General features: G+C 53.9%; 24 protein-coding genes. 6 read left to right on the top strand and 18 right to left on the bottom strand.

What is annotated here, in order from left to right; genetic code table 11:
- Window positions 1–12 precede the first annotated feature (12 nt).
- Entirely contained in the window at window positions 13–594 is a 582-nt protein-coding gene (locus ACFOLF_RS34195) for a GNAT family N-acetyltransferase (RefSeq protein WP_210045437.1), read from the bottom strand.
- A 163-nt stretch (window positions 595–757) separates the two neighbouring features.
- Here ACFOLF_RS34195 and ACFOLF_RS34190 point away from each other — a divergent pair, with 163 nt between their 5' ends.
- Together ACFOLF_RS34190 and ACFOLF_RS34185 are read left to right on the top strand one after the other, a co-directional pair.
- Window positions 758–1,255, top strand: coding sequence for a DUF2243 domain-containing protein (locus ACFOLF_RS34190; RefSeq protein ID WP_210045438.1), 498 nt, complete (start codon window positions 758–760; stop codon window positions 1,253–1,255).
- Window positions 1,256–1,262: 7 nt separating this feature from the next.
- Window positions 1,263–2,045, top strand: coding sequence for a cytochrome c oxidase assembly protein (locus ACFOLF_RS34185; protein WP_379113420.1), 783 nt, complete (start codon window positions 1,263–1,265; stop codon window positions 2,043–2,045).
- Between the two features lie 140 nt (window positions 2,046–2,185).
- On the opposite strand, the gene ACFOLF_RS34180 is transcribed toward ACFOLF_RS34185, so the two are convergent.
- Complete coding sequence (locus tag ACFOLF_RS34180) at window positions 2,186–2,416, bottom strand: hypothetical protein (protein WP_210045439.1); 231 nt, start codon at window positions 2,414–2,416, stop codon at window positions 2,186–2,188.
- Window positions 2,417–2,418: 2 nt separating this feature from the next.
- Window positions 2,419–2,940 carry a sugar phosphate isomerase/epimerase family protein gene (locus ACFOLF_RS34175; protein WP_210045440.1) on the bottom strand — a complete coding sequence of 174 codons (522 nt, stop codon included), beginning with the start codon at window positions 2,938–2,940 and terminating at the stop codon, window positions 2,419–2,421.
- A 735-nt stretch (window positions 2,941–3,675) separates the two neighbouring features.
- Here ACFOLF_RS34175 and ACFOLF_RS34170 point away from each other — a divergent pair.
- The 3 genes from ACFOLF_RS34170 (at window position 3,676) to ACFOLF_RS34160 (ending at window position 5,839) form a co-directional block, all read left to right on the top strand.
- Window positions 3,676–4,796 (top strand): IS3 family transposase gene (locus tag ACFOLF_RS34170; RefSeq protein ID WP_210047218.1). Its coding sequence is split into 2 segments (ribosomal slippage): window positions 3,676–3,925 and window positions 3,925–4,796, totalling 1,122 coding nucleotides; the frame shifts between segments, so codons are not numbered across the junction.
- Window positions 4,797–4,841: 45 nt separating this feature from the next.
- Window positions 4,842–5,468 (top strand): DUF4183 domain-containing protein, encoded by a 627-nt coding sequence (locus ACFOLF_RS34165; RefSeq protein WP_210046407.1) that lies wholly within the window; start codon window positions 4,842–4,844, stop codon window positions 5,466–5,468.
- 86 nt (window positions 5,469–5,554) lie between these two features.
- The gene (locus ACFOLF_RS34160) at window positions 5,555–5,839 is read left to right on the top strand and encodes a DUF4183 domain-containing protein (RefSeq protein ID WP_210046408.1); all 285 of its coding nucleotides are present in this window, start codon (window positions 5,555–5,557) and stop codon (window positions 5,837–5,839) included.
- A gap of 265 nt (window positions 5,840–6,104) precedes the next feature.
- On the opposite strand, the gene ACFOLF_RS34155 is transcribed toward ACFOLF_RS34160, so the two are convergent.
- On the bottom strand, window positions 6,105–7,244 hold the full coding sequence (locus ACFOLF_RS34155; protein WP_210046409.1) for an MFS transporter: 1,140 nt from the start codon (window positions 7,242–7,244) through the stop codon (window positions 6,105–6,107).
- A gap of 142 nt (window positions 7,245–7,386) precedes the next feature.
- On the opposite strand from ACFOLF_RS34155, the gene ACFOLF_RS34150 reads away from it, so the two are divergent.
- Window positions 7,387–8,022 carry a TetR/AcrR family transcriptional regulator gene (locus tag ACFOLF_RS34150; protein ID WP_210046410.1) on the top strand — a complete coding sequence of 212 codons (636 nt, stop codon included), beginning with the start codon at window positions 7,387–7,389 and terminating at the stop codon, window positions 8,020–8,022.
- Window positions 8,023–8,108: 86 nt separating this feature from the next.
- Here the strand turns inward: ACFOLF_RS34150 and ACFOLF_RS34145 are convergent, their stop codons facing one another.
- The 14 genes from ACFOLF_RS34145 to phnF all read right to left on the bottom strand — a co-directional run bounded on the left by ACFOLF_RS34145 (window position 8,109) and on the right by phnF (window position 20,218).
- Complete coding sequence (locus tag ACFOLF_RS34145) at window positions 8,109–8,984, bottom strand: PHP domain-containing protein (protein ID WP_379113644.1); 876 nt, start codon at window positions 8,982–8,984, stop codon at window positions 8,109–8,111.
- Between the two features lie 19 nt (window positions 8,985–9,003).
- The gene (locus ACFOLF_RS34140; protein WP_210046411.1) at window positions 9,004–9,975 is read right to left on the bottom strand and encodes a sugar phosphate isomerase/epimerase family protein; all 972 of its coding nucleotides are present in this window, start codon (window positions 9,973–9,975) and stop codon (window positions 9,004–9,006) included.
- A 12-nt stretch (window positions 9,976–9,987) separates the two neighbouring features.
- Complete coding sequence (locus ACFOLF_RS34135) at window positions 9,988–11,178, bottom strand: alpha-D-ribose 1-methylphosphonate 5-triphosphate diphosphatase (RefSeq protein WP_210046412.1); 1,191 nt, start codon at window positions 11,176–11,178, stop codon at window positions 9,988–9,990.
- A 97-nt stretch (window positions 11,179–11,275) separates the two neighbouring features.
- Window positions 11,276–12,007, bottom strand: a complete 732-nt coding sequence (gene phnL / locus ACFOLF_RS34130) for a phosphonate C-P lyase system protein PhnL (protein ID WP_210046413.1) — start codon at window positions 12,005–12,007, stop codon at window positions 11,276–11,278.
- Between the two features lie 15 nt (window positions 12,008–12,022).
- Window positions 12,023–12,913 carry an ATP-binding cassette domain-containing protein gene (locus ACFOLF_RS34125; protein ID WP_446686459.1) on the bottom strand — a complete coding sequence of 297 codons (891 nt, stop codon included), beginning with the start codon at window positions 12,911–12,913 and terminating at the stop codon, window positions 12,023–12,025.
- A complete protein-coding gene (locus ACFOLF_RS34120; protein ID WP_379113642.1) occupies window positions 12,891–13,775 on the bottom strand; it encodes an alpha-D-ribose 1-methylphosphonate 5-phosphate C-P-lyase PhnJ in 885 nt (294 codons plus the stop codon). The genes ACFOLF_RS34125 and ACFOLF_RS34120 overlap by 23 nt, the downstream gene beginning before the upstream one ends.
- The gene (locus ACFOLF_RS34115; protein WP_210046414.1) at window positions 13,738–14,895 is read right to left on the bottom strand and encodes a carbon-phosphorus lyase complex subunit PhnI; all 1,158 of its coding nucleotides are present in this window, start codon (window positions 14,893–14,895) and stop codon (window positions 13,738–13,740) included. Before ACFOLF_RS34115 ends, ACFOLF_RS34120 begins: the two co-directional genes overlap by 38 nt.
- A 31-nt stretch (window positions 14,896–14,926) precedes the next feature.
- On the bottom strand, window positions 14,927–15,547 hold the full coding sequence (phnH, locus tag ACFOLF_RS34110; protein ID WP_210046415.1) for a phosphonate C-P lyase system protein PhnH: 621 nt from the start codon (window positions 15,545–15,547) through the stop codon (window positions 14,927–14,929).
- Entirely contained in the window at window positions 15,531–15,971 is a 441-nt protein-coding gene (gene phnG / locus ACFOLF_RS34105; RefSeq protein WP_210046416.1) for a phosphonate C-P lyase system protein PhnG, read from the bottom strand. Before phnG ends, phnH begins: the two co-directional genes overlap by 17 nt.
- 17 nt (window positions 15,972–15,988) lie before the next feature.
- The gene (phnE, locus tag ACFOLF_RS34100) at window positions 15,989–16,825 is read right to left on the bottom strand and encodes a phosphonate ABC transporter, permease protein PhnE (RefSeq protein ID WP_210046417.1); all 837 of its coding nucleotides are present in this window, start codon (window positions 16,823–16,825) and stop codon (window positions 15,989–15,991) included.
- Complete coding sequence (phnE, locus tag ACFOLF_RS34095) at window positions 16,822–17,610, bottom strand: phosphonate ABC transporter, permease protein PhnE (protein WP_210046418.1); 789 nt, start codon at window positions 17,608–17,610, stop codon at window positions 16,822–16,824. Before phnE (ACFOLF_RS34095) ends, phnE (ACFOLF_RS34100) begins: the two co-directional genes overlap by 4 nt.
- Window positions 17,585–18,373 (bottom strand): phosphonate ABC transporter ATP-binding protein, encoded by a 789-nt coding sequence (phnC, locus tag ACFOLF_RS34090; protein WP_210046419.1) that lies wholly within the window; start codon window positions 18,371–18,373, stop codon window positions 17,585–17,587. Before phnC ends, phnE (ACFOLF_RS34095) begins: the two co-directional genes overlap by 26 nt.
- Window positions 18,374–18,481: 108 nt before the next feature.
- Window positions 18,482–19,450 carry a phosphate/phosphite/phosphonate ABC transporter substrate-binding protein gene (gene phnD / locus ACFOLF_RS34085; RefSeq protein WP_379113640.1) on the bottom strand — a complete coding sequence of 323 codons (969 nt, stop codon included), beginning with the start codon at window positions 19,448–19,450 and terminating at the stop codon, window positions 18,482–18,484.
- A gap of 33 nt (window positions 19,451–19,483) precedes the next feature.
- Complete coding sequence (gene phnF / locus ACFOLF_RS34080; RefSeq protein ID WP_210046420.1) at window positions 19,484–20,218, bottom strand: phosphonate metabolism transcriptional regulator PhnF; 735 nt, start codon at window positions 20,216–20,218, stop codon at window positions 19,484–19,486.
- Window positions 20,219–20,234: the final 16 nt, after the last annotated feature.

The following is a 20,234-nucleotide window of genomic DNA, read 5'->3' as shown; positions in this document are numbered from 1 at the left end:
ATGACCGGGACTTCAATAAAGGACGTCCTTGTGCTTCCCGGTAAATTCATCCTTCGTCAGTCCGAACAAAATGACATCCAGGTATTGGCCGTTTGAATAGATGGCCTGCCTCCGTATGCCTTCCTGCGAGCAGCCCAGCTTCGTCATCATTTTGATTGAAGCTTCGTTTCCCTGGAGCACATAATCGTTGAATTTATTCAGCCTTCGTTCGAGAAAAGCATACCGCAGAAGAATGATCAACGCCCTCGTGCCGTAGCCTTTGCCGCGGTGATCCCGGTCAATCTGGATGCCGATACTGAATGTCCCGTTTCTCTCATCGATGCTGTTCAGGTTGATGCCCCCAACATTTTCATTGTTCAAGGTTTCGATCGTAAACATGATACGTTGATTGTCCGGGGAGAAATCGGCGTTGGAATCCGCGAATTTCCTCGCCTCGGCAATCGTCGGCGGCAGCTCGACGGCACACTCAAGCAGACGCCTGGCCGGAGTGTCAAACCGGTTGATGTAATGCCCCTCCCAGTCTTCAGGCTCTATGCCGCGCAATCTGATTTCCTCATCCTGCCAGAAGTAACTTTCATATTGTATTTCCCGCATGGCTTCCTCCGATCATGGATCGTAAATGTAATTTTGTGATTTATACAAAATTCAATATCGAAGCTGCAAACCCTCTTCCCTTTTATGGATAGGTGGATGGATTAAGGGCAATAAAAGAATATAGGAAAGTAAAATATCGACAATAAAGGAGCTTGTTTACGCCATGTCTAAGGATCCTGCGCCGTCAACCCGATCAAAGGATAAAGCATATGCGCCACGTTCTGCCCGCAACTTATGGTCAGGTGTTTTATTCGGTTTTGGCATTGTCGCTTTTATGGATGAGACTGTATTTCATCAACTCCTCCATTGGCATCATTTTTACGATAAATCGACGACGGGGGCCGGTCTGGTTTCAGATGGTCTCTTTCATGCATTCAGCTGGTTCGCTACGATAGCCTCTTTGTTCATGCTGGCCGATCTCAGGCGGCATCAAGCCTTGCGGATCAAACGCTGGTGGGGCGGCGTGTTCCTTGGTGCGGGGATTTTTCAACTCTATGATGGACTGATTCAGCACAAGCTTATGAGACTGCATCAAATTCGGTATAACGTTGATATTATTCCTTACGATCTGACATGGAACATCATTGCCGCGCTGTTGATAGTAACCGGCATTCTGCTTATTGTCCGAACAAGAAACGCCTCCCTTGCTCCGGAGGGATGATGCTAATATGTACACTATGATCGAACATCATGAGCAAAGCGGAGATTTTCCGTATAAACCGATGCTCGTGGCCTTGATTTTTTTCGCCATTACGATGTTGTATATCGGAGCTGTTGTTGTTTCCAATCGCCATTATCGCAAATGGCCGAGGTACCGCATTTATTGCTGGTGTGCGGGTGTATGGTGTGCAGCCTTGGCTATTATCGGACCTTTGGCTGATCGCGGGCATACGGATTTTACGGCACATATGACGGGTCATCTGCTGCTGGGCATGCTGGCTCCCCTGCTTACGGTACTGGCCGCTCCCGCTGCATTGGTATTGCGTTCATTAAAAATATCGTCAGCCCGGCGGTTCTCCCGTATATTGAAAAGCCGGTTTATGCATTTTTTTATGCATCCCTTTACTGCTTCCCTCCTCGACATTGGAGGACTATGGGTACTTTATACAACCGGCTTGTACGAGGCCATGCATAAAAATATGCTTATTAATATAGCCGTACATATCCATGTTTTTCTGGCCGGTTATTTGTTTACCGCTTCGATTATTTATATGAATCCCGTTTCTCATCGTTTCAGCTTTAAATACCGGGCAGCCATGCTGATTATGGCGTTTGCCGGACATAGTATACTATCGAAAATCATATATGCTTCCCCTCAGGAGGGAGTGCCGATTGAGCAGGTCAAAAATGGTGCGCAATTCATGTATTTCGGCGGCGACGCCATCGAATTGCTGATGATCACGATTTTTTGCTATCAGTGGTATAAAGGTGCCGTTCTCCGAAATCAATGAAATGGCTGCCCTGTCCCCCCGCAGCAATGGCTGCCGGCAAGAAATCTCCGGCAGCCATCAGAATGCTCTATTAAGCTTGTAAGCTTGTGTTCTCACTTGGAATCATAGCTTGGAATGGACAATACGGCTGAAGCTTCCCTTTACTCGTCCATTTTCACAACCGATTTGATAAAGCCTTCCGGCTTCGTTCTTATCGCTTCGAAGGCTTGATCGACCTCGTCCAACCCGTAAACATGGGTAACCAGATCTCTCATGTTCAGCTTGCCGCCAGCAATAAGCTTGAGTCCCGCTTCCATCTGCCTGATCAGGACGTGGTCCCTGCGTTCATGCGCATTAATAACGGTAATTGCCTTCCAATTCCATAATTCCATATTCACATTGCGCTAGGCTGGTCAATGGCTCCAATAAGCTCCAGCGCCCCGGGAATCGTATGAATAAATTCATGCTTCATGGTCCGGAGCGTCTTCGGTCCCACCCATTCTATGCCAAACCGTATGCCATACTCATTCAATATCTTGGCGCACTCGCGGAGCCTTCTGATGAATCTGCTTGTGTATTCGGCAACAGGCTCGTCCGTCGCCGGATACAGCCATGTGCAGCAGCGTGTAACCCCCATGCGCCGCGCCAAATCCGCCATGGCCGGGAGCTCACGCAATTGCTCCTGAAATATGCCTTCGTCCTTGCGGAATTCAACGGGCAATCCAAAGGAGCCCAGCGTTAATTTTCTCTCCTCCAGCAGCTGGATGGCCGCATCGACCGACTTCTCTTTTGCCATCCGGGCAAAAGGCGCGATGTAATAATCGAGCGCGGGAAAGCCTGCTGCGGAAGCCGCGTCCAGGAATTCCAGGAAAGGCACGTTTCTGCCGGTTGTCACCGGATTCAATGCCGGGATCATGCTTACGACCTCCTTTATCGGTTATTTTATCAAGCAGCCCGCCTCCGCAGTTTGATGCTGCTGCAATCCCCCGACTTTCAGGGAAACGTTTACAATAAATGCGTGGCCGCTTCCATAAATATATCCCGGGCAGCCCTGCCGTGGATGGTGTATTGATGAAACATGGCGCGATTCAAAATGAGAGCCGGCAATCGTTGCGATCCATGTTGAAGACGCTTTCAATAACGGCAGGCCAGTCATTCTCTATGGGCATCCTCCCTTTCGAACTCTCATTTGATAAATGGCGGATTGCTTTCATTCTATAATCTTTCTAATTAAAATTCTTCTATAACTTTGATGCAACTTATGGTATTTTGATATCTCTCTTCAGGTACGCAAGGCCAATAAAAGAATAAAGAAAGTTAGGATCTGTTAGGTGGATGTACATCCCTTTATTCCGCAAATGACATAGTATAAGAAAATGTGGGAATTCTAACCAGTTTTCGGCTCTAAAGCAAGATCAGGAAAGGAATTTTAATCCGAGGAGTCATCAAGATCTTTTAGGGAGGTGCCCTGAAATGAGCTCCAAAATCTTCATTCCGAAAAGAACAGGAAAAAATAAGGTTTTTATCATGACGCCAATCACAGGCAGGACACCTTCACGGCAAAAGGTTGTGGATCGTCTACACTTAGTTGGACAGAAAAAATAAGGGCTTGTAGAATGAACCTATCATTATGAAGGAGCGGATCTCTACAATGCCAAAACAAGAACGACGTACCTTTACTCCAGCATTCAAAAAACAACTGGTGGAGCTCTATAAAAATGGGAAGTCCAGAGCGGCGATTGTGGAGGAATATGACCTCACAGCCTCTGCTTTAGACCGCTGGATCAAACAAGATGAGACAAGCGGTTCCTTCAAGGAGAAGGACAATCGCTCGTCAGACGAGAACGAATTGATCGCTTTACGAAAAGAGAACCAGCGTCTGAAAATGGAAGTGGATATTTTAAAGCAAGCAGCGCTGATCATGGGACGAAAGTAGCTATCATCCGGAATAACCGTGATAAATACTCGGTATCAGCAATGTGCGACGTCCTGCAAATTGCAAGAAGTACGTATTACTACGACGCGAAAGAACAATTGAACGAAGACGATATAACCGAAGCGATTGTAGAGATATTCCACAATAACCGAAAAGCTTACGGTACACGAAAGATTAAGGTTAAGCTCCAGGAACGCGGAATCGTCGTTTCCAGACGTAGAATTGGAAGGATTATGAAAGAGCAAGGGCTAGTCTCGACCTACACAGTGGCTCAATATAAGCCCCATAAAACCACTCCTAATGAAGCAACAACAGAGAATGTTTTGGGCCGCGAATTCGAGCAGGAGGAAGCAAAGCGCTTCGTTGTCAGTGATCTGACTTATGTGAAGGTTCAGAACAGGTGGCATTACATCTGTGTGCTGCTCGACTTGTTCAATCGAGAGATCATTGGCCACAGTGCAGGTCCGAATAAAGACGCTGCTCTGATTTCCCGCGCCTTTGCGAGCGTCCAGGGCGATTTGCGTTATATTCAATGGTTTCATACGGACCGTGGCAGCGAGTTTAAAAATCAAAAGATAGACGAGCTTCTAGGTACCTTTGAAATCGGCCGATCTCTAAGTGCGAAAGGCTGTCCATACGACAATGCTGTAGCCGAAGCCACCTACAAAATCATGAAAACAGAGTTCGTAAACCAGATGAACTTCCAGAGCCTTCGTCACTTGGAACTGGAATTAAACGATTATGTTAATTGGTTCAACAAGCATCGCATTCATGGAACATTAGGCTATATGACGCCTATTCAGTATCGCCAAGAAGCCCTTAAAAAGGTTGTCTGATTTACTGTTGACAATCCATTGTTCCCATTTCTCACAAATGGATGGATGCTCATAGCTCCGTTACCACTCATCCTAGAAAGAAAAAAAGAACGCAAAAAAGCTATTGCGAAAAGGAAGAAAAGAAATTCTGCAGGTACATCATGCCCAAGGCTTTCAGGAAAATCACGATCATCCAAAGCCTCCGGAACCTCAAAAGTCGGCTCGACTTCCGGCCCAGCCAAACATCAGGGGCTTCCTGGACTTCAAGGATCCCCCGGACTTCAGGGACTTCAAGGGCCTTCGGGGCTTCAGGGGTCGCCTGGACTTGAAGGGCCGCCTGGACCTCAAGGGGCAACCGGCCCCCAAGGACCTCCCGGGTCGGGAACTGTTCCAGGTATCACGATAACTCCGCTCGTTGAGCGATATTTTTATATTGTGCAGACGGATACTGGTCTTCCAGCCATTTTGCCAGCTGCTCTGTTCACAAACGACAATCAGGATTCCGTGACAGCATTCGTTGAAGCGGGTCAAAATGGCTACGCTAACCTCTACATCAACGGAATCATGCAGGAAAGCAGTATGTATCATGCAAGCCATATAGATTTGCGTATAGAAGCGGATAACCAAACGATTTTTGCCGGTACGCCCATCATTCTTGAAATCATTCAGTTCTTTGCCCGGATAATCTCTTAAAATCAAGCAGTTGCCCCTTATCATCAGAACTTCCTTTAATTCTAACTCTGGATTTATTGATAGAGGTGATGAAGGAGGTGAGATTGATGCCAATTACAAAACCCTTTATGGCGGCAAGAAGATTCAGTGCCACAATAGGAGACGGAAACGGGGCAGGCGCAGCCTACAATATTCCGGCAACAGCCACTATTAATGACCAAGGAGTTGCCGCAACAGCTTTCCCTGCCGCATCGGCCTATTACAATCTTTACATCAATGCGCAGATTCAAACAGCTGATACTTCAAGCGTTACTGTTACTGCGATCACCATTCCCGGCGGTGATGCGCTTAATCCCGGAACACCTGTAGTAATCGAATTTATTGTAAATTAGTCTTTTGTGATGACCTGATGCCGACAGTTCCTGCTTCCTTGGATTGTCGGCATTGTCATTTCTAATATAGGAAGTGAATCAAATTGCCGACAGCTGCCCAGGCGCGAGCCCTATCTAACGTTGATAGAATTTGACTTGCGCTTAACTGAATTCCCCATTGTTTCGTGCTATTTCTGCTCCCGGCAGAAAGAAGGCTTCCAGAAGACTTGAAGCCTTGGGATATCTAGTATTTTTCACTACTGTTTTCAGTCCTTGTTTTCAGCCGCTATCTGGCAAACAACAATGCGACGCCCATGATAAACGCTGTACAACCAAACAGCAGCAGGACCCCGCCCCTTTGGTAAAGCAAACTTCCCAGCATCGGCGCCGCAGCCATCCCTAAATAGCGTACGAAATTATAAACTCCGATGGCCGTCGCCCGCTCCTCTACAAATTCCTCAGCGAGGAGTGTGGGAGGAACGGACATCGTCAGACCGACAGTAAAGCCGACAAAAGAAAGAGAAACAAGCAGCCAGATCAAGGAGAGCCCGGCTGCGGGGATGAATAGCACAAGACTGAGCAAAGCGATTGCGCAAGTAAATATTAAACTGTTGACGGACCCCATCCTTCCCTGCACGTTTCCGCTGATCTTGCTTCCAATGAAACTAAAAGACATAAGCAGCAGAAAAATCAACCCGATTTGTTTAGCATCAAGCCGATAATGAATGGTCAAAACATCGGGCAAAAAAACAATGAAGCCGTAGAACATATAATACAAAATAAATCCTACCAGCAAAACGGCAGCTCCGGTCCTGTTTTTAAAAATCTGCGGAAATGATCGGAAACCGGGTCCTTTGCCCTGCATTATGGCTGGTTTGGTCTCTGGAAGGACGAGCGCTGCCACCACCAGCATCACAATCCCCATAACCGACAAAAAGGAAAACACGCCGGCATATCCGGCGAAGCTGCCGATAATCCCCCCGATTAGCGGACCAAGAGCAGGTGCGATTCCCAGGATCATTTGGTAGGTCGCCATTCTTTCCGCCCGCACCTTGCCCTCAAATAAGTCGCCGATCATGGTCGCAGCTACCAGGGGTACGGCAGCTGCGCCTATTCCCTGCAGAACACGGAAAAATAAGAGCATATATACGGAGCTGGCAAGACTGCAGCCTAATGACGCCAAAGCATAGATAATCATGCCTGGCAGCATAACGGCTCTGCGCCCTTTATAATCGATCATCGGACCCAGGACAATTTGCATCACGGCAAGTGAAATGGTAAATAATGATACGGTCATGTTCACCAGATAAAAAGAAGTGTGAAGGTCGTGCTGCAATTGAGGAAGAAGCGGAACATACAGGTTCTGGGCCAAAGATACGATAGCCGCGCAAAAGCCAAGCACATACAAAATGAATCGGGAACTCATCGGGATAACACTTCCTTTTCGTTCAAATAATAATTATTTGACTGACTGTCAGTCAAATTATAAAAACAGTTTAATCCATTGACTGACTATCAGTCAGTAATTATATTTAGCATAGAGAGCTGCTAAACAAGGAGGGTTATCATTGGCGCGAATAGCAAAAGACCCGCAGGAGAGACGAAATGAGATTCTGGATGCTGCCATGGAGTTGTTCCAGACCAAAGGCTACGAGCACACCTCGGTCAGCGATATCGTCAAAAAAATTGGCGTCGCGCAGGGAACTTTCTATTACTATTTCAAATCCAAAGAAGAGATTGCCTCCGCAGCCCATGAGCGCTCCCTGTCTGCGCGGCTGCATTTTGTAAAAAATACAGTCGACGACCCGGACCTGAACGCCGTGGATAAGCTGCGGAAGGTTCTGCTGCAAGGATTTCCCGCTCCGGAGACAGACAAAGTTATCCTGGAATACGTACATGATGAAGGCAACAGTATCCTTCATCAAAAGTGGCTGACAGCCAAAATTACCGCTTTTGCGCCTTATCTGACGGAAATTGTGCAGCAGGGAATCGGAGAAGGTGTTTTTCAGCTTGACCATCCGGGTGAGGTTACGGAGTTTCTGTTGGTTGGCATATCCTTTTTATTCGATCGCGGGGTCTTCAAATGGTCCGATGAGGAAATAGCAAAGAAGTATAAAGCTCTGGAAAAGATTGTAGACTCTCTGCTGGGAGGAAAGAATATTATCTCGGTATCTGCATTCCTGGGGAACACAAATCACGGATAGAATATTGCTTGCAGCCGATGGCAAAAATCAGCAAACAGGAGGGCTTGATTGCCGCCCTCCTGTTTGCTGATGCCTTATGCGCTATTCTAGCGAACCTTATTCAGCTGCACTTGTCCGCGCAGCGCCGCCATACATTCCGGACCCGCGTCGATGCTGCCAAGCGGCCATCCCGAATCGCCGTAGCCGCCATGAAAATCCGCTCCGCCGGTGACAATCAAGCCATGCTCGGCAGCAGCATGAAGCGCCCTGCCCCGATCCTCCACGTTGTGCGATGGATGATAGACCTCGATGCCCTGCAGGCCGCAGTCAACCCAGCCGGGGATTGCCTCGAAATTGCCCAGCTGGCCCGGATGAGCGAGCACCGGCACCCCGCCCGCCTCCAGCACGGCGCGGATCGCGTCCCGCGCATCGACGTAGCGCATCGGCATATAGGCAATGCCGGGCTCGCCCCGCTCGCCGCGGGAGAACAGCTTGCGGTACAGGTCGCCGAACAGCTCGTCCGCATAGCCCAGATCCACCAGCGCATTCATAATATGCTGCTTGTAGACGGACGAGCCGTCCGCCGCATAACGGCGGACGCCCTCCCACGTGATGCGGTAGCCCGCAGCGGCCAGCCTTTGCGTCATCTCCTGGGACAACCGGCTGCGCAGCTCCACGGTCGGAGCGCACAGCTGAGCGAGCGAAGAATGCTCCGGCCGGACGAAGAGGCCGAGAATATGAGCCCGCCGCTTGCGGTCGAAGTCGTAGGCGGATATTTCAATGCCCGGCACGATCTCCACGCCAAGCTCCGCGCCAAGACGAAGCGCGGCCGGAACGGCGGCCGTCGTATCATGGTCGGTGATCGCAAGTGTCGCAACCCCCGCTTCCGAAGCCTGCCGGACCACTTCCTCCACGGAAAAAGTATTATCCGAGGCATTGGTGTGGCAGTGCAGGTCCGTTATACCCGTCGTTGCCTTCATCATAAGCGATCACAGTCTCCTTTCAGCCGATTGCCGAATTGCGGTCCGGCATTTGCTCCGCCTGGGGCAGCATCCGCTCCATCCGTCCGATCAGCTGCGGCCATTCCTGTTCATATACTTCACGCACCTCATGCATCAGGAAGCCCTTGAAGTACGGAGCCAGATGCGACGCAATTTCACGGAAAGGCACCTCGCCGCTGCCGATCGGCATATGCATATCGCCGCGGCCATGCGGAATCAGATCATACTGGTTCTTCTCCAGCGAGAAATTCGGCTCACCGAAGTTGTCGTGGACATGCAGATGGAATACGTAAGGCGCCATCGCCTCAAGCTCCTTCTGCCAGTCAAGCCCATACATCCGTTCTGCCAGCAGCAGATGTCCCGTGTCCAATGTAAGACCGACGCTGGCATGATCGATAAGCTTCATCTGCTCGGCCAGCAGTGCAGGCCGCACCGCATAGCAATAATGCGGGCAATCCAGATACGGCCGCATATTCTCCATCCCGATTCTCACGCCGTTCGAGCGGGCCAGATCGCCGGCAATCCGCAGCTCCTCCCGCTCCCGCTCCAGCAGCAGCTCCTGCTCCCCCGCTGTATACGCCGGCCATTCATGCCGGTATACCAGCTCTTCCTCGCCGACGAAGCGGGCGGGATGATAGGCCATCGCCGAAGCTCCCAGAGCGCCGCTGATCTCAATCGCGGCATGCAGCACCTGCCGCTCCTTGAGCAGCTCGCCCCTGCGGAACAAATTAATTTCGAACGGGGCATGGGTTGTAACCTGCAGGGAGAATTGCCTGAACAGCCGGACATAACGGTCCAATCTGTCTGTATTGAGCCGGCCGTTGACGATAATGTTCATTCCATGAATGGGCACCTCAACGGCCCCGAAGCCGAGCTCCTGAATTTTCGCCAGCTTTGCCTCCAAGCGGTCCGGAGCGTTCACCGTATCATTGGACAGCAGGCTGACGCCCATCGCTTCTATATGCATCTTCATGCACTTCCTTCCCTACAGTGAAGAGACTGCCAGTCCCTGGCGATAAGACATCTGACACACAATATTGCCCTCGACAAACACCTTCTCAATCATCGGACGGTCGCGATGCAGACCGACAAGCAGAATATCCGCCGACTTGCCCGGCTCAAGCGATCCGGTCCGGTTGTCGATGCCAAGCGCGACGGCCGGATTGCGCGATACCAGATTGACGGCGTAAGGCAGCTCATAGCCCAGGCTGTGAAGCAAAAAGACCGACTGCAGCAGCGATGGCGGATAATAGTCCGAGCACAGCATATCGACCACGCCTTCACGGATCGCATCAAGCGCCGACAGATTGTTGCTGTGGGAGCGGCCAAGCAGTACATTAGGCGCTCCCATGACAACATGCAGGCCGCGGCGCTTCGCTTCCACCGCTACTTCCAGCGTGATCGGGAACTCGCTGATCGTCGCGCCCCAGCCTGCAACGCGGTCCAGCTTCTCCAGCGTGTCGTCATCGTGGGAAGCGAGCGGAATACCCTGGCTGCGGGCCAAATCAGCCAGCCGCTGCAAATCCGCAGGATCGGCTTTGGGGAATTTTTTTCTCTCCTCCAGCTGGCGGAGCACTTCCTCCTCGGTCTTGTTCTGCTTGCCCATGATATATTTGACCTGAATGTCAGGCTGGCGGTATTGCCCCTGACCAGGCGTATGATCCATGAAGGACAGCTGCTCGATCTCCCCGTTGTTCAGAAACTCCTCTACGAAGGGAACACCGGCCAGATTCGTCATTTCGTAGCGCACGTGGATGCAGTGCCGGAGCATATGCTTCTCCTCGCGCAGCTCGCGTATATTACGGATATATTGCTGGACGCTGGCATTCTTCCGCGCTTCGTTATTGCGCTCGTCGCCCCATAGGCTGAACGAATGGTAAATCGTCGTCACGCCTTGTCCGGCCAGCTTGCGTTCCAGCTCATAAAATGAGATGTCTACGGGCAGACAGCTCGTCGGACGGGGAAAGATTTCATGCTCGATGGCATCGCTGTGCGAATCGATCATGCCCGGAAGCACCCACAGCCCCGTGGCGTCGACATCGCCCGGCAGCGGCAGACCTCCCGTGCCCGCACGCACCTCGGTGATCGTATCGTCCTCGATTGTGATGGTGCCTCCATGAATGACACCCTGCGGCGTCACGATGTTTCCGCCGTAAATCCGTTGCGTTCGCTTCATTGCCAGATCTCCTCTCCAGAGTCAGTCGGTTTCACGTACGGCTAGCCGTAACGGCAAGGGTATAAACTCCGCACTCTCCGCCAAGGCAGCGGGGCTTCTACTCCGCCCCGGCAGCCGCGGTTACCGCATCCGGCACGGCGTCATCGCCAGCGGAGCGGCTAATATCCAGAATGTCATCGGCCACCTGCTCCATAACATCCCAATCGTGAAAAATACCGACCATCGTCGTGCCTTCCTGCTTCATTGCCTGCAGCATCTCTATAACCGCCGAAGTGGTCTCGCGGTCAAGTGAAGCGGTTGGCTCGTCAAGAATCATCAGCCGCGGCCGGACGATAAATGCCCGCGCCAGATTGACCCGCTGCTGCTCACCGCCGCTGAAGGTGGCGGGAAAAGCCTGCCACAGCTTCTGCGGGATGCGAAGCCGCTCCAGCATCTGCTCCGCTTCCTTGCGGGCGTCGGTCTGCGACCAGCCAAGAGGGAGCAGCTTCTCCGCGACCACGTCAAGCGCGGGAACGCGGGGAATGACCTTGAGAAATTGCGAGACATAGCCAAGCTCCCGCTCGCGCAGCCGGATCATTGTCCGGTCGTCGGCCTGCGCCAGATCGATGCGGCCTTCCTGCAGCGAGTCGTACCAGATTTGGCCGGAGCTTGGAACATATGTGCGGTATATGCATTTCAGAATCGTTGATTTGCCGATGCCGCTCGGACCGGCAATGCCAAGAAAACGGCTCTGGCGGACATTGAACGACAATTCCCGAATCGGATAGACCTTGCCGACTTGCGAGACGTGAAGCTCGAAGGACTTGGTCAGGTTGATAACCTCCAGCATCTGTGATGCCCTCCCTTACAGCAAGGAATGAACCAGCAGCTGCGTGTACGGATGCTGCGGGTCCTCCAAAATTTGATCAGTCAAGCCCATCTCGATCATTCTTCCCTGACGCAGCACCATCGTCCGGTCCGCCAGCATGCGGATAACGCCCAGATCATGCGAGACGACAATCATCGCGACCTTCAGCTCGCGGCGCAGGCTGCGGATCAGATCGAGCACGCGCGCCTGAACGGACAGGTCGAGTCCCGTTGTTACTTCATCAAGCAGCAGCAATGGCGGGTTATTCGCCAGCGCCTTGGAAATCTGCACGCGCTGCTGCATCCCGCCGCTGAAATGCTTCGGCGGCTCGTCCATCCGGCCAAGCGGAATTTCCACCCGTCCAAGCAGCTCGGCAGCCCGCTCGCGAATTTTGCCAACGTGGAAATAGTCGGCGGCAAACAGCTTCTCGGCGATATTGCCGGAGCTGGAGTAGTTCATGCGCAGCCCGAGATAAGGGTTCTGATAGACCATGCCCATAACGTGGTTGCGGATATAACGCTTCTGCTGAGCCGATTCAGTCAGCAGATTGGCTTCCCCGCGCTTATAGGAATCCACGAACATCTCCCCGGATGTCGCATCCTCATCGAAGTAGAGGCTGCGCACCATCGTGCTCTTGCCCGAGCCGCTCTCTCCGACAACCCCGAGAATTTCACCCGGATACAGGTCGAAATTAAGATCGATGCAGGCCATGACCGAGCCGCAATGCTCGCAGCGGTTGCTCTTGTCTTCAGGGCCTGCGTCCCTGCAGCGGTCACAGCCGCTCCCGAACCGTTTATTCATATTCCGCACCCGCAGCATCGGCCGCTCACTGGCGGCGGCGATTGCATCAGTGTCCTGATTCATTTCAAGCGTGGATGGAAGCGGCATGGGATCCCCTTCTTTCTATCGTTTTCCGGCAAAATGCCGTATCCGAGCATTGGTACAGAATCTGGCCTGTCGCGCCGTCCGTCACCTCATCGAGGAAGGAATGGACGCTGCCGCAGCGGCAGCATGCTTTGCCCTCGAAGCTCTCGACCTCGAACGGATAGTCCTCGAACTGCAGCGGTACGACATTCGTATAAGGCGGCACGGCATAAATCTTCTTCTCCCGGCCCGCTCCGAGCAAAGTCAGGTGCTCGGCCTGGTGCAGCTTCGGATTGTCCCAGCGCGGAATCGGGCTGGGGGCCATAATATAGCGGTCATGCACGAGTACGGGATAATCGGCGCCGAGCGTAATGCTGCCCCACTTGACGACGCTCTCGTACAGCGTCAGCCAGATCGCGCTGTAATCCATCTCCGCATGCAGCCTGCGGGTGAGCTGCTCCTTCCGCTCCACCTTGCGCAGCGGCTCCGGCTGCGGCACCTGCAGCACCAGCACCTGACCGTTCTTCAGCTTCTCCTCCGGTACGCGGTGGCGCGATTGAATGAGCGTCGCCTCCTCCGTATCCTCGGTTGTTGCGATATCGCTCGTATCCTCGATCAATTTGCGTATGCTGACAGCGTTGACGCTGTCGTCGTTGCCTTGGTCAATAACCTTGACGGTATCGCCGCGGCCGATCAACGACAGCGTCAGCTGCAGCCCCCCGGTGCCCCAGCCCCGGCCGATCGGCAGCTCGCGGGATGCGAACGGCACCTGGTAGCCGGGAATGGCGACTGCCTTCAGCGTCTTGCGGCGGATTTCGCGCTTCGAGCCTTCGTCCAGAAAAGCAAAATTATACTTCGACGGCTGCTTTATGCTCTGTTTTTCCATCTTCGACCTCCGTACTTTTCGTTGACGTTGGATTCTCATTCTGAGCCTTGCGGATCCGGTCCAGCGACGACTGGAAGGTGATGTAATGCGGCAGCTTCAGATGCGATACGAAGCCAGTTGATTCCAGGCTGTCGATATGCGTAAGGACGAATTCCTCATCCTGCGTCGGCGAGGTGCCTTCCGTCTCCAGACTGCGCTCCAGAATCGACATGGAGATCGCCTTCAGCTCGTTTTGTCCCAGAACCAGTCCGTAGCCCATCACAAAATGAATCTCGCCCGTCTCTGCGTTTTGCTTGAAAGAATTGATCGACTCGACCTCGGTTACCATCATTTCGCCCAGATACAGGCTGTCATCCGGGTCGCCTGCCCCATATGGATGGGCAATCGTTACCTCCGCGTAACCGACGCGCAGCTCGCCGATTGTCGGATGCACCGCGCCATAGCCGCGCATCGAGCTGTAAGCGAGCGCCGTCATCGCCCCCGTCTCGCCGCGGGCCAGCATCTGCAGCCTCGCCGAGCGCGTCGCGGGAAGGATCACCTTCCGCCTCGTAATATCGAATGGCTCACTGTCGCGACGTTCCTTCATCTCCGGCATCAGCCCCTGCTCGCGTAGCAGATCGGCGACCTTGCGGAAGGTCGGCACCTCGGTCAGACGTTCTCTGGTCTCCGATTGCACGAAATCCTCGAGAAACGCTTGAATATCCTCGCTGCTCTCCTGCCGCAGCGTGAAATTAAGCAGCCGGTGGGTATAATCGTAGGTCGGTCCAAGCACCTGCCCGCCAGGCAAATCACGGAACGAAGAGGAAATACGGCGGATAACCCGCATCTCCGACGTGTCCGTCACACGCGACACATGATTGCGCGCAAGAGTGGACCGGTACGCCCTGAGCAGAAATACCGCCTCGGCGGGATCGCCTTCCGCCTGCTTGAGCGCAAGCGCCGCGTATTCCGGCGCATACAGACCGGCTTCGCCCATGATCCGGTCGATCAAGAGGCGCATCTGCTTCTCAATCATGCCGAGAGTCAGCGCGGTCTCCGATTCCTTCAGCCGGTAATAATGATTCAACTCGTTTGCTTTCTCGATTGCTTCTCTTCCGCCCGTTACTGCAACATAAGCCATGCGGTCTCAACCTCCCATATCGGAACTTTCCTTATATGACTTTCGTCGTCCGCGGCAGCGCGGCAAGCTTGCCCGTTTCCGTGTACAGCACCACGTCGGCTCCAAGCGGGTACTCGGCATTCCACAGCCGGCGCTGCTCCAGCCACTCTGCTGCAAGCCCGGCGGCAAGCATCTTCCGTTCTCCCGGCACACCAGGTCCGGACAGCGTAAGCATCCGCATATTGGCGGCATGCCCGGTTCCCTCATCCTCTGTCAGTTCATCTACCTGCAGAAACAGTGTAGCTCCTTGCTCCGGCTCCAGAAGAGTGCCGAGCATGACATGGGCTGTCCAGTCAGGCAGCGCACCGCGTCCGTCAGCGAATAGGTAATCCGCTTCGGCAGGCAGCACCGCCCTTGCAAAAGTATGCATGCGGATAAAAGCGACAGTCTGCTGCGCGTCGTCATTGTCCACCGCGAAGCGCACCTCACTGTCCAGCAATGTCAGCGCGAGCGCAGCGATCATGCGGCTGCCTGGCTTCAGCTCCGCCTCGCCGGCCGTCAGCCGCGCGGCCTTCTTCACCTTGCCGGGTTCGGCAAATGCGTCCAGCAGCTCCCGATACAGCTGCTGCGTATCATGAACGGGATCGAACAGCGTCTCATTTTGCGCGATCATACGATTCCTCCATCGTCTCAAATTGCACCTTCGTGGCCATGGCCAGCTCCTGCTCGCGCAGCCGGCGGTCCAATAGCGCCCGCTCCTCTTCCAGCAGCAGCGCCTCCCAGCCTTCCGTTTCCGGCAGCTGCCTGTTGAACGCCGCGTCCACGATCGCCAGATAATAAGCCAGCTCAGGGCGGTCACCCATCAGAATACCGTAGCCGAACGTACCCTCGATCGACACCGTGCATTCCGTCACCAGCACCTCTGTCAGGTAAAACGGCTCCTGCGAGACCGAATCGCGCGCTTTGGCCAGCACCAGGCTGTTCTCCGGCGTCTTCACGACGGCAACCGCGTAGCGCTCCTCCACGGACTTAGCCAGCTTCTCCGGCAGCTGCGCCGAGCCCTCGATCAAAATGCGGGTGATCTGTGATTTTTTCATGCCTGCTCCCCACTCTCCTACTTGACGTTCAGTTTCATCCGATTACTCAGCCATTCCACGCTGAATACCATCACGAAGATGACCAGCGCCGCAAAAAAGGTTTTGTCGAATTCGTACATCCGCATCGCATTGGCGATTTCAAAGCCGATTCCACCGGCTCCCACCGCTCCAAGAATCGTCGACTCCCCGATATCGATTTCCAGCCGGAACACGCTCCACGCCACGAACGAAGTCGCAACACTCGGCAGAATGCCCTGGGCGATGATTTGCAGCTTCCCCGCTCCGGTCGCCTCAAGCGCCTCGATGACGCCGGGATTGACCTCTTCGATCGACTGTGCGAACATTTTCACCAGCATCCCGACCGCATGGGTCCCGATTGCCAGAATGCCCGGGAGCGGTCCCATGCCAACGGCAACGATGTACAGGAGCGCCCAGACCAGCGTCGGAATCGCCCGGATGAGCGAGGCCGCGCCCTTGACCGCCCACGCTGTGCGCGGCGACACATTGGCCGCTGCGGCAAAAGACAGGAAGAACGCCAGAACGACTGCGAGCGCCGTACCTACCAGCGCAATCTCCAGCGACTCCAACGCCGCTGCGAGTACATAATTCCAGTCTGCCGCGTTGGGCGGGAACATCTGGCCAAGAAGCGAGAACAGCTTGCCCGTCCCATGCATCAGCAGCGAGTAGTCGAAATTCATCTGCACCAGACAGAAGACGAAGAACACTGCGCCGAACACTGCCGCCGCCGCCAGCACGGGATCGCGTTTCTTGCGCGTTGGCTTGCTTTCCTGCTGCGAAGCCAGCCGTCCTTCCCGCTCCAGCAGCTTCGGTCCTGTCACATATTCCGTATTCATATGATCCTCTCCCTGATTTTACTGGTCACAAATTCCGTACCGGCCACAAGAAGCAGCACCAGGATGATAGCCAGACTCACTTCCTTGAACTGAAACAGCTTCAGTCCCTTCTGAATGACAAAGCCCAGTCCGCCGCCCCCAACCATGCCGATGATCGTCGAGGACCGCACATTAAGCTCCAGCTTGTACAGCGACCAAGCGATGAAACCGGGAAAAAACTGCGGAAACACCGCCTGCGAAAGCACTTGAAAATACGAGGCGCCCGTCGCGCGCACCGCCTCCACCTGGCCCATATCGATCTCTTCCAGGATTTCCGCGTAGGCCCGCGTCAGCGTGCCGATAGCCGTAATAATAAGCGCCATTGTGCCGACGAGCGTACCCAGCCCGTAGGCGGCGACAAGCACGATGGCCCAGATCAAAGTCGGAATATTGCGCATGACCGAGGCGAAAGCCCGCGTCGCCACCTGAATGCCGCGATGCGGCGAAGTCGTCTGCGCAGCCAGAAAAGCGAGCACAAGCGAGATGACCGCACCGATAACCATGCCGATATAGCTCATATATATCGTATCGAGCGCAGGACCGAGCAGCTCATGCAGTGTCGAAAGATCGGGCGGCAAAAAGTCGTTGAAAACGAACTTGAACATTTCGCCGATCCCTTCGAACAGCGTAAACGCCGTAAAATGGGTGCGCACGGCCGAGCCGATCACAAGCACCAGACCAATAGCGAGGGCTATCAGCGTCTGCAGCTTCTTTTGGCGTCTAAGCTCGAGCAAGCGCTTCTCCATCCTGCTCCCTCCGATCCGGCGCAGCGCCGTAAATGCGGTGAATCACATCCTCCGTCAGTGCGGAAGGAGCACCGTCGAACACGACCTCGCCCTTGTGGATGCCGATAATTCTTGTCGCGTAATCGCGGGCTATCTCTACCTGATGAAGGTTTACGATACAGGTGATGCCGTCCTCCCGGCAAATCGCGCTCAGATGCTCCATGATCGTCTTGGACGTCACCGGATCAAGGCTTGCAATCGGCTCGTCGGCCAATATAAGCTGCGGCTTCTGCGACAGCGCCCGGGCGATGCCGACCCGCTGCTGCTGTCCGCCGCTAAGCTCGTCGGCCCGCTTGTAGATCTGCTGCGACAGGCCGAGCCGGTGCAGAATCGCTTTGGCATCCTCCACGTCCTTCCTGGAGAAGAGGCCGAGCGATCCGCTGACCGCGTTCATATAGCCGAGCCGTCCGTGCAGCACATTGCGCAGCACCGTAACCCGCTCGATCAGATTGTAGCCTTGAAAGATCATTCCCGTCTGGCGCCGCAAATTGCGCACCTGCCGGCGGGTTGCCCCGGCGGCGTCGATATTCTGGAACCGGATCGCGCCCCCGCTTGGCTTGACCAGCCGGTTGATGCAGCGCAGCAGCGTGCTTTTGCCGGCGCCGCTTGGACCGATAATGGCCACGAACTCTCCGCTGCTTACGGAGAAGCTGACGCTCTTCAGCGCGGCCGTTCCGTCCGCATATACCTTGCTCAGCTCTTTGATTTCCAGTAAAGAAGACATTCTTTCGCACACCGCCCTTTTTTAAAAGCCCAGATCGATCAAGCCAAGCCGTCAAATCTGAACCTTTTTAAAGTGAGACTAACTTCGCCGCCAGGCCAAATCCTCATCTTATTTCAGCAGCTCTTCGGGGCTCATATTCAGCGCTTTTGCCGTATCCTTGACAACCTGGTAATCCGAGTCATCCACCGGGAAATAGGCAGTGGTGTTGCTGTCCTTGAAGAAATCCGGATTCTGTTTGTCATAGCCGAACACAAAGTCTTTGATCTTCTGCACCAGATCAGCCGGCAGATCGCCGCGATACGCAAGCGGAGAGCCTGGAATCGGATCGGATGTCCCGATGACGCGGTAATCCGTCGCCTTGACCAAGCCTGCGTCGACAACGCGTTGAATACAGGTATCGCATACGCCGGCGCCATCGGCTTGTCCTTTGGCAATGGCAATAATCGATTTGTCGTGACCACCGGAGAACGATACATTGGAGAAATAGGATTCAACCTGATCATTGGTAATGCCAAGCTCTTTAATCATCATCATCCGCGGGAACAGATGGCCCGAGGTCGATGCCGCGTCGGCAAACAGGAACGTCTTGCCTTTCAGATCCGCGATTGACTTTGCCGGGGAATTAGCGGGAACCACGATCTGGCTGTGATAGAACGCTGATTCCTTGCTGAGAGCCTTCACGGCGAATGGAATCGCGCCGCTGCGCTCGGCGGCAATGATGTACGAGAACGGGCCGAATCCGGCGATATCGATTTTTTTCGTGCGCATCGCTTCAATAACCGCCGTGTAATCCTCGCCCACATACAGCTCCGTCTTGATGCCTAGCGCTTTGCCCATATCCTCGGCAAACTGCTTGTTGCCCCGCGACAATTTGCCTTCTTCCTCGCCGGGGAGCACGCCCAGACGAAGCACCTCCGGCCAGTCCTTCTTGCTGTCTTCTGCAGCAGGCGCCGCGTTCTGACCGCCGCTGTTTGCAGCATCTGCCGTGGAATCGGCCTTGCCGCAGCCGGCAATCATCAATAAAATGGACGTAATTGTCAGAATAGTCAGAAAAATATTCGTATAACGCTTTTTCACTTTATAAGCACCTCCGAATTTTTGGACCAATCCTTACTCTTCAAACTGTATCGATACCTTGCATAAATCGCCGCGATATTTGGCGGAGGTCAATTCGACCCGGCGGCCGTGCTGATCTCTCATGACGCTTTCGATATGAAGGATGCTTGTGTTGGGCGAAATTTGCAGCATGCCGGCTTCAGCCAAGGTCGGGTTCCCCGAACGGAATGAGGAGCAAATGCGGAAAAGCTGCATGCCATACTGCTGCTCCAGCAAGTAATACAAAGAAGTCATATTGGCGAGCGTCTCCAGCAGCTTCGGGAAATAAGCGGCCGGCAGCCATGTTTCATTCCATGAGAGCGGCACATCGTCCGCAAGCCGCAATATTTGCAAGCGGTATACCGGATCTCCCTCCTGCAGATCAAGTCCCTCGGCAACAACCGCCGGTGCTGCCATCCATTCGCGGTTCAGCAGCTGCGCTTCCGGACGGCGGCCAAGCTGGCGGATAACGTCGGAGAAGCGCATCGCCGGAGTAATCGTATATTGAATGTCCAGCGGTTTCTCGCACAGGAAGTAGCCTTTTCCCTGATGCGGACGCAGGACTCCGGTATGAACGAGCAGATCAAGCGACTGGCGGATCGTATAACGGTTGGCGCGGAATCTCTTGCAGAGCACCTGCTCGGAAGGCATCCTGCCCTCTTCGCGGTATTGGCCGGCCTGAATTTCCGCGAACAGCTTGTCGGCAATGATCTGGTATTCGGGAACCTGCTGCTTAACGAATCGTTGCATGATTGGCGTTTCACCT

Source organism: Paenibacillus sepulcri (assembly GCF_042647105.1).
In the GTDB taxonomy this organism is placed as follows: domain Bacteria; phylum Bacillota; class Bacilli; order Paenibacillales; family Paenibacillaceae; genus Paenibacillus_Z; species Paenibacillus_Z sepulcri.
Note: the sequence above shows the minus strand (reverse complement) of the source record. Positions and strands in the feature narration are given on the sequence as shown.

Excerpts from the sequence above, each read along its gene's own strand:
- ACFOLF_RS34175 (WP_210045440.1), bottom strand. The coding sequence starts at position 2,940 with ATGATCCCGGCATTGAATCCGGTGACAACCGGCAGAAACGTGCCTTTC.
- phnC (WP_210046419.1), bottom strand. The coding sequence starts at position 18,373 with ATGTCTTCTTTACTGGAAATCAAAGAGCTGAGCAAGGTATATGCGGAC.
- ACFOLF_RS34140 (WP_210046411.1), bottom strand. The coding sequence starts at position 9,975 with ATGAAGATGCATATAGAAGCGATGGGCGTCAGCCTGCTGTCCAATGAT.
- phnE (WP_210046418.1), bottom strand. The coding sequence starts at position 17,610 with ATGGAGAAGCGCTTGCTCGAGCTTAGACGCCAAAAGAAGCTGCAGACG.
- ACFOLF_RS34160 (WP_210046408.1), top strand. The coding sequence starts at position 5,555 with ATGCCAATTACAAAACCCTTTATGGCGGCAAGAAGATTCAGTGCCACA.
- ACFOLF_RS34190 (WP_210045438.1), top strand. The coding sequence starts at position 758 with ATGTCTAAGGATCCTGCGCCGTCAACCCGATCAAAGGATAAAGCATAT.
- phnE (WP_210046417.1), bottom strand. The coding sequence starts at position 16,825 with ATGAATACGGAATATGTGACAGGACCGAAGCTGCTGGAGCGGGAAGGA.
- ACFOLF_RS34115 (WP_210046414.1), bottom strand. The coding sequence starts at position 14,895 with ATGGCTTATGTTGCAGTAACGGGCGGAAGAGAAGCAATCGAGAAAGCA.
- ACFOLF_RS34145 (WP_379113644.1), bottom strand. The coding sequence starts at position 8,984 with ATGATGAAGGCAACGACGGGTATAACGGACCTGCACTGCCACACCAAT.
- phnF (WP_210046420.1), bottom strand. The coding sequence starts at position 20,218 with ATGCAACGATTCGTTAAGCAGCAGGTTCCCGAATACCAGATCATTGCC.
- ACFOLF_RS34120 (WP_379113642.1), bottom strand. The coding sequence starts at position 13,775 with ATGGAAAAACAGAGCATAAAGCAGCCGTCGAAGTATAATTTTGCTTTT.
- phnG (WP_210046416.1), bottom strand. The coding sequence starts at position 15,971 with ATGAAAAAATCACAGATCACCCGCATTTTGATCGAGGGCTCGGCGCAG.
- phnH (WP_210046415.1), bottom strand. The coding sequence starts at position 15,547 with ATGATCGCGCAAAATGAGACGCTGTTCGATCCCGTTCATGATACGCAG.
- ACFOLF_RS34195 (WP_210045437.1), bottom strand. The coding sequence starts at position 594 with ATGCGGGAAATACAATATGAAAGTTACTTCTGGCAGGATGAGGAAATC.
- ACFOLF_RS34180 (WP_210045439.1), bottom strand. The coding sequence starts at position 2,416 with ATGGAATTATGGAATTGGAAGGCAATTACCGTTATTAATGCGCATGAA.
- ACFOLF_RS34185 (WP_379113420.1), top strand. The coding sequence starts at position 1,263 with ATGTACACTATGATCGAACATCATGAGCAAAGCGGAGATTTTCCGTAT.
- ACFOLF_RS34165 (WP_210046407.1), top strand. The coding sequence starts at position 4,842 with ATGCTCATAGCTCCGTTACCACTCATCCTAGAAAGAAAAAAAGAACGC.
- ACFOLF_RS34125 (WP_446686459.1), bottom strand. The coding sequence starts at position 12,913 with ATGCCGCTTCCATCCACGCTTGAAATGAATCAGGACACTGATGCAATC.
- ACFOLF_RS34155 (WP_210046409.1), bottom strand. The coding sequence starts at position 7,244 with ATGAGTTCCCGATTCATTTTGTATGTGCTTGGCTTTTGCGCGGCTATC.
- phnL (WP_210046413.1), bottom strand. The coding sequence starts at position 12,007 with ATGCTGGAGGTTATCAACCTGACCAAGTCCTTCGAGCTTCACGTCTCG.
- ACFOLF_RS34135 (WP_210046412.1), bottom strand. The coding sequence starts at position 11,178 with ATGAAGCGAACGCAACGGATTTACGGCGGAAACATCGTGACGCCGCAG.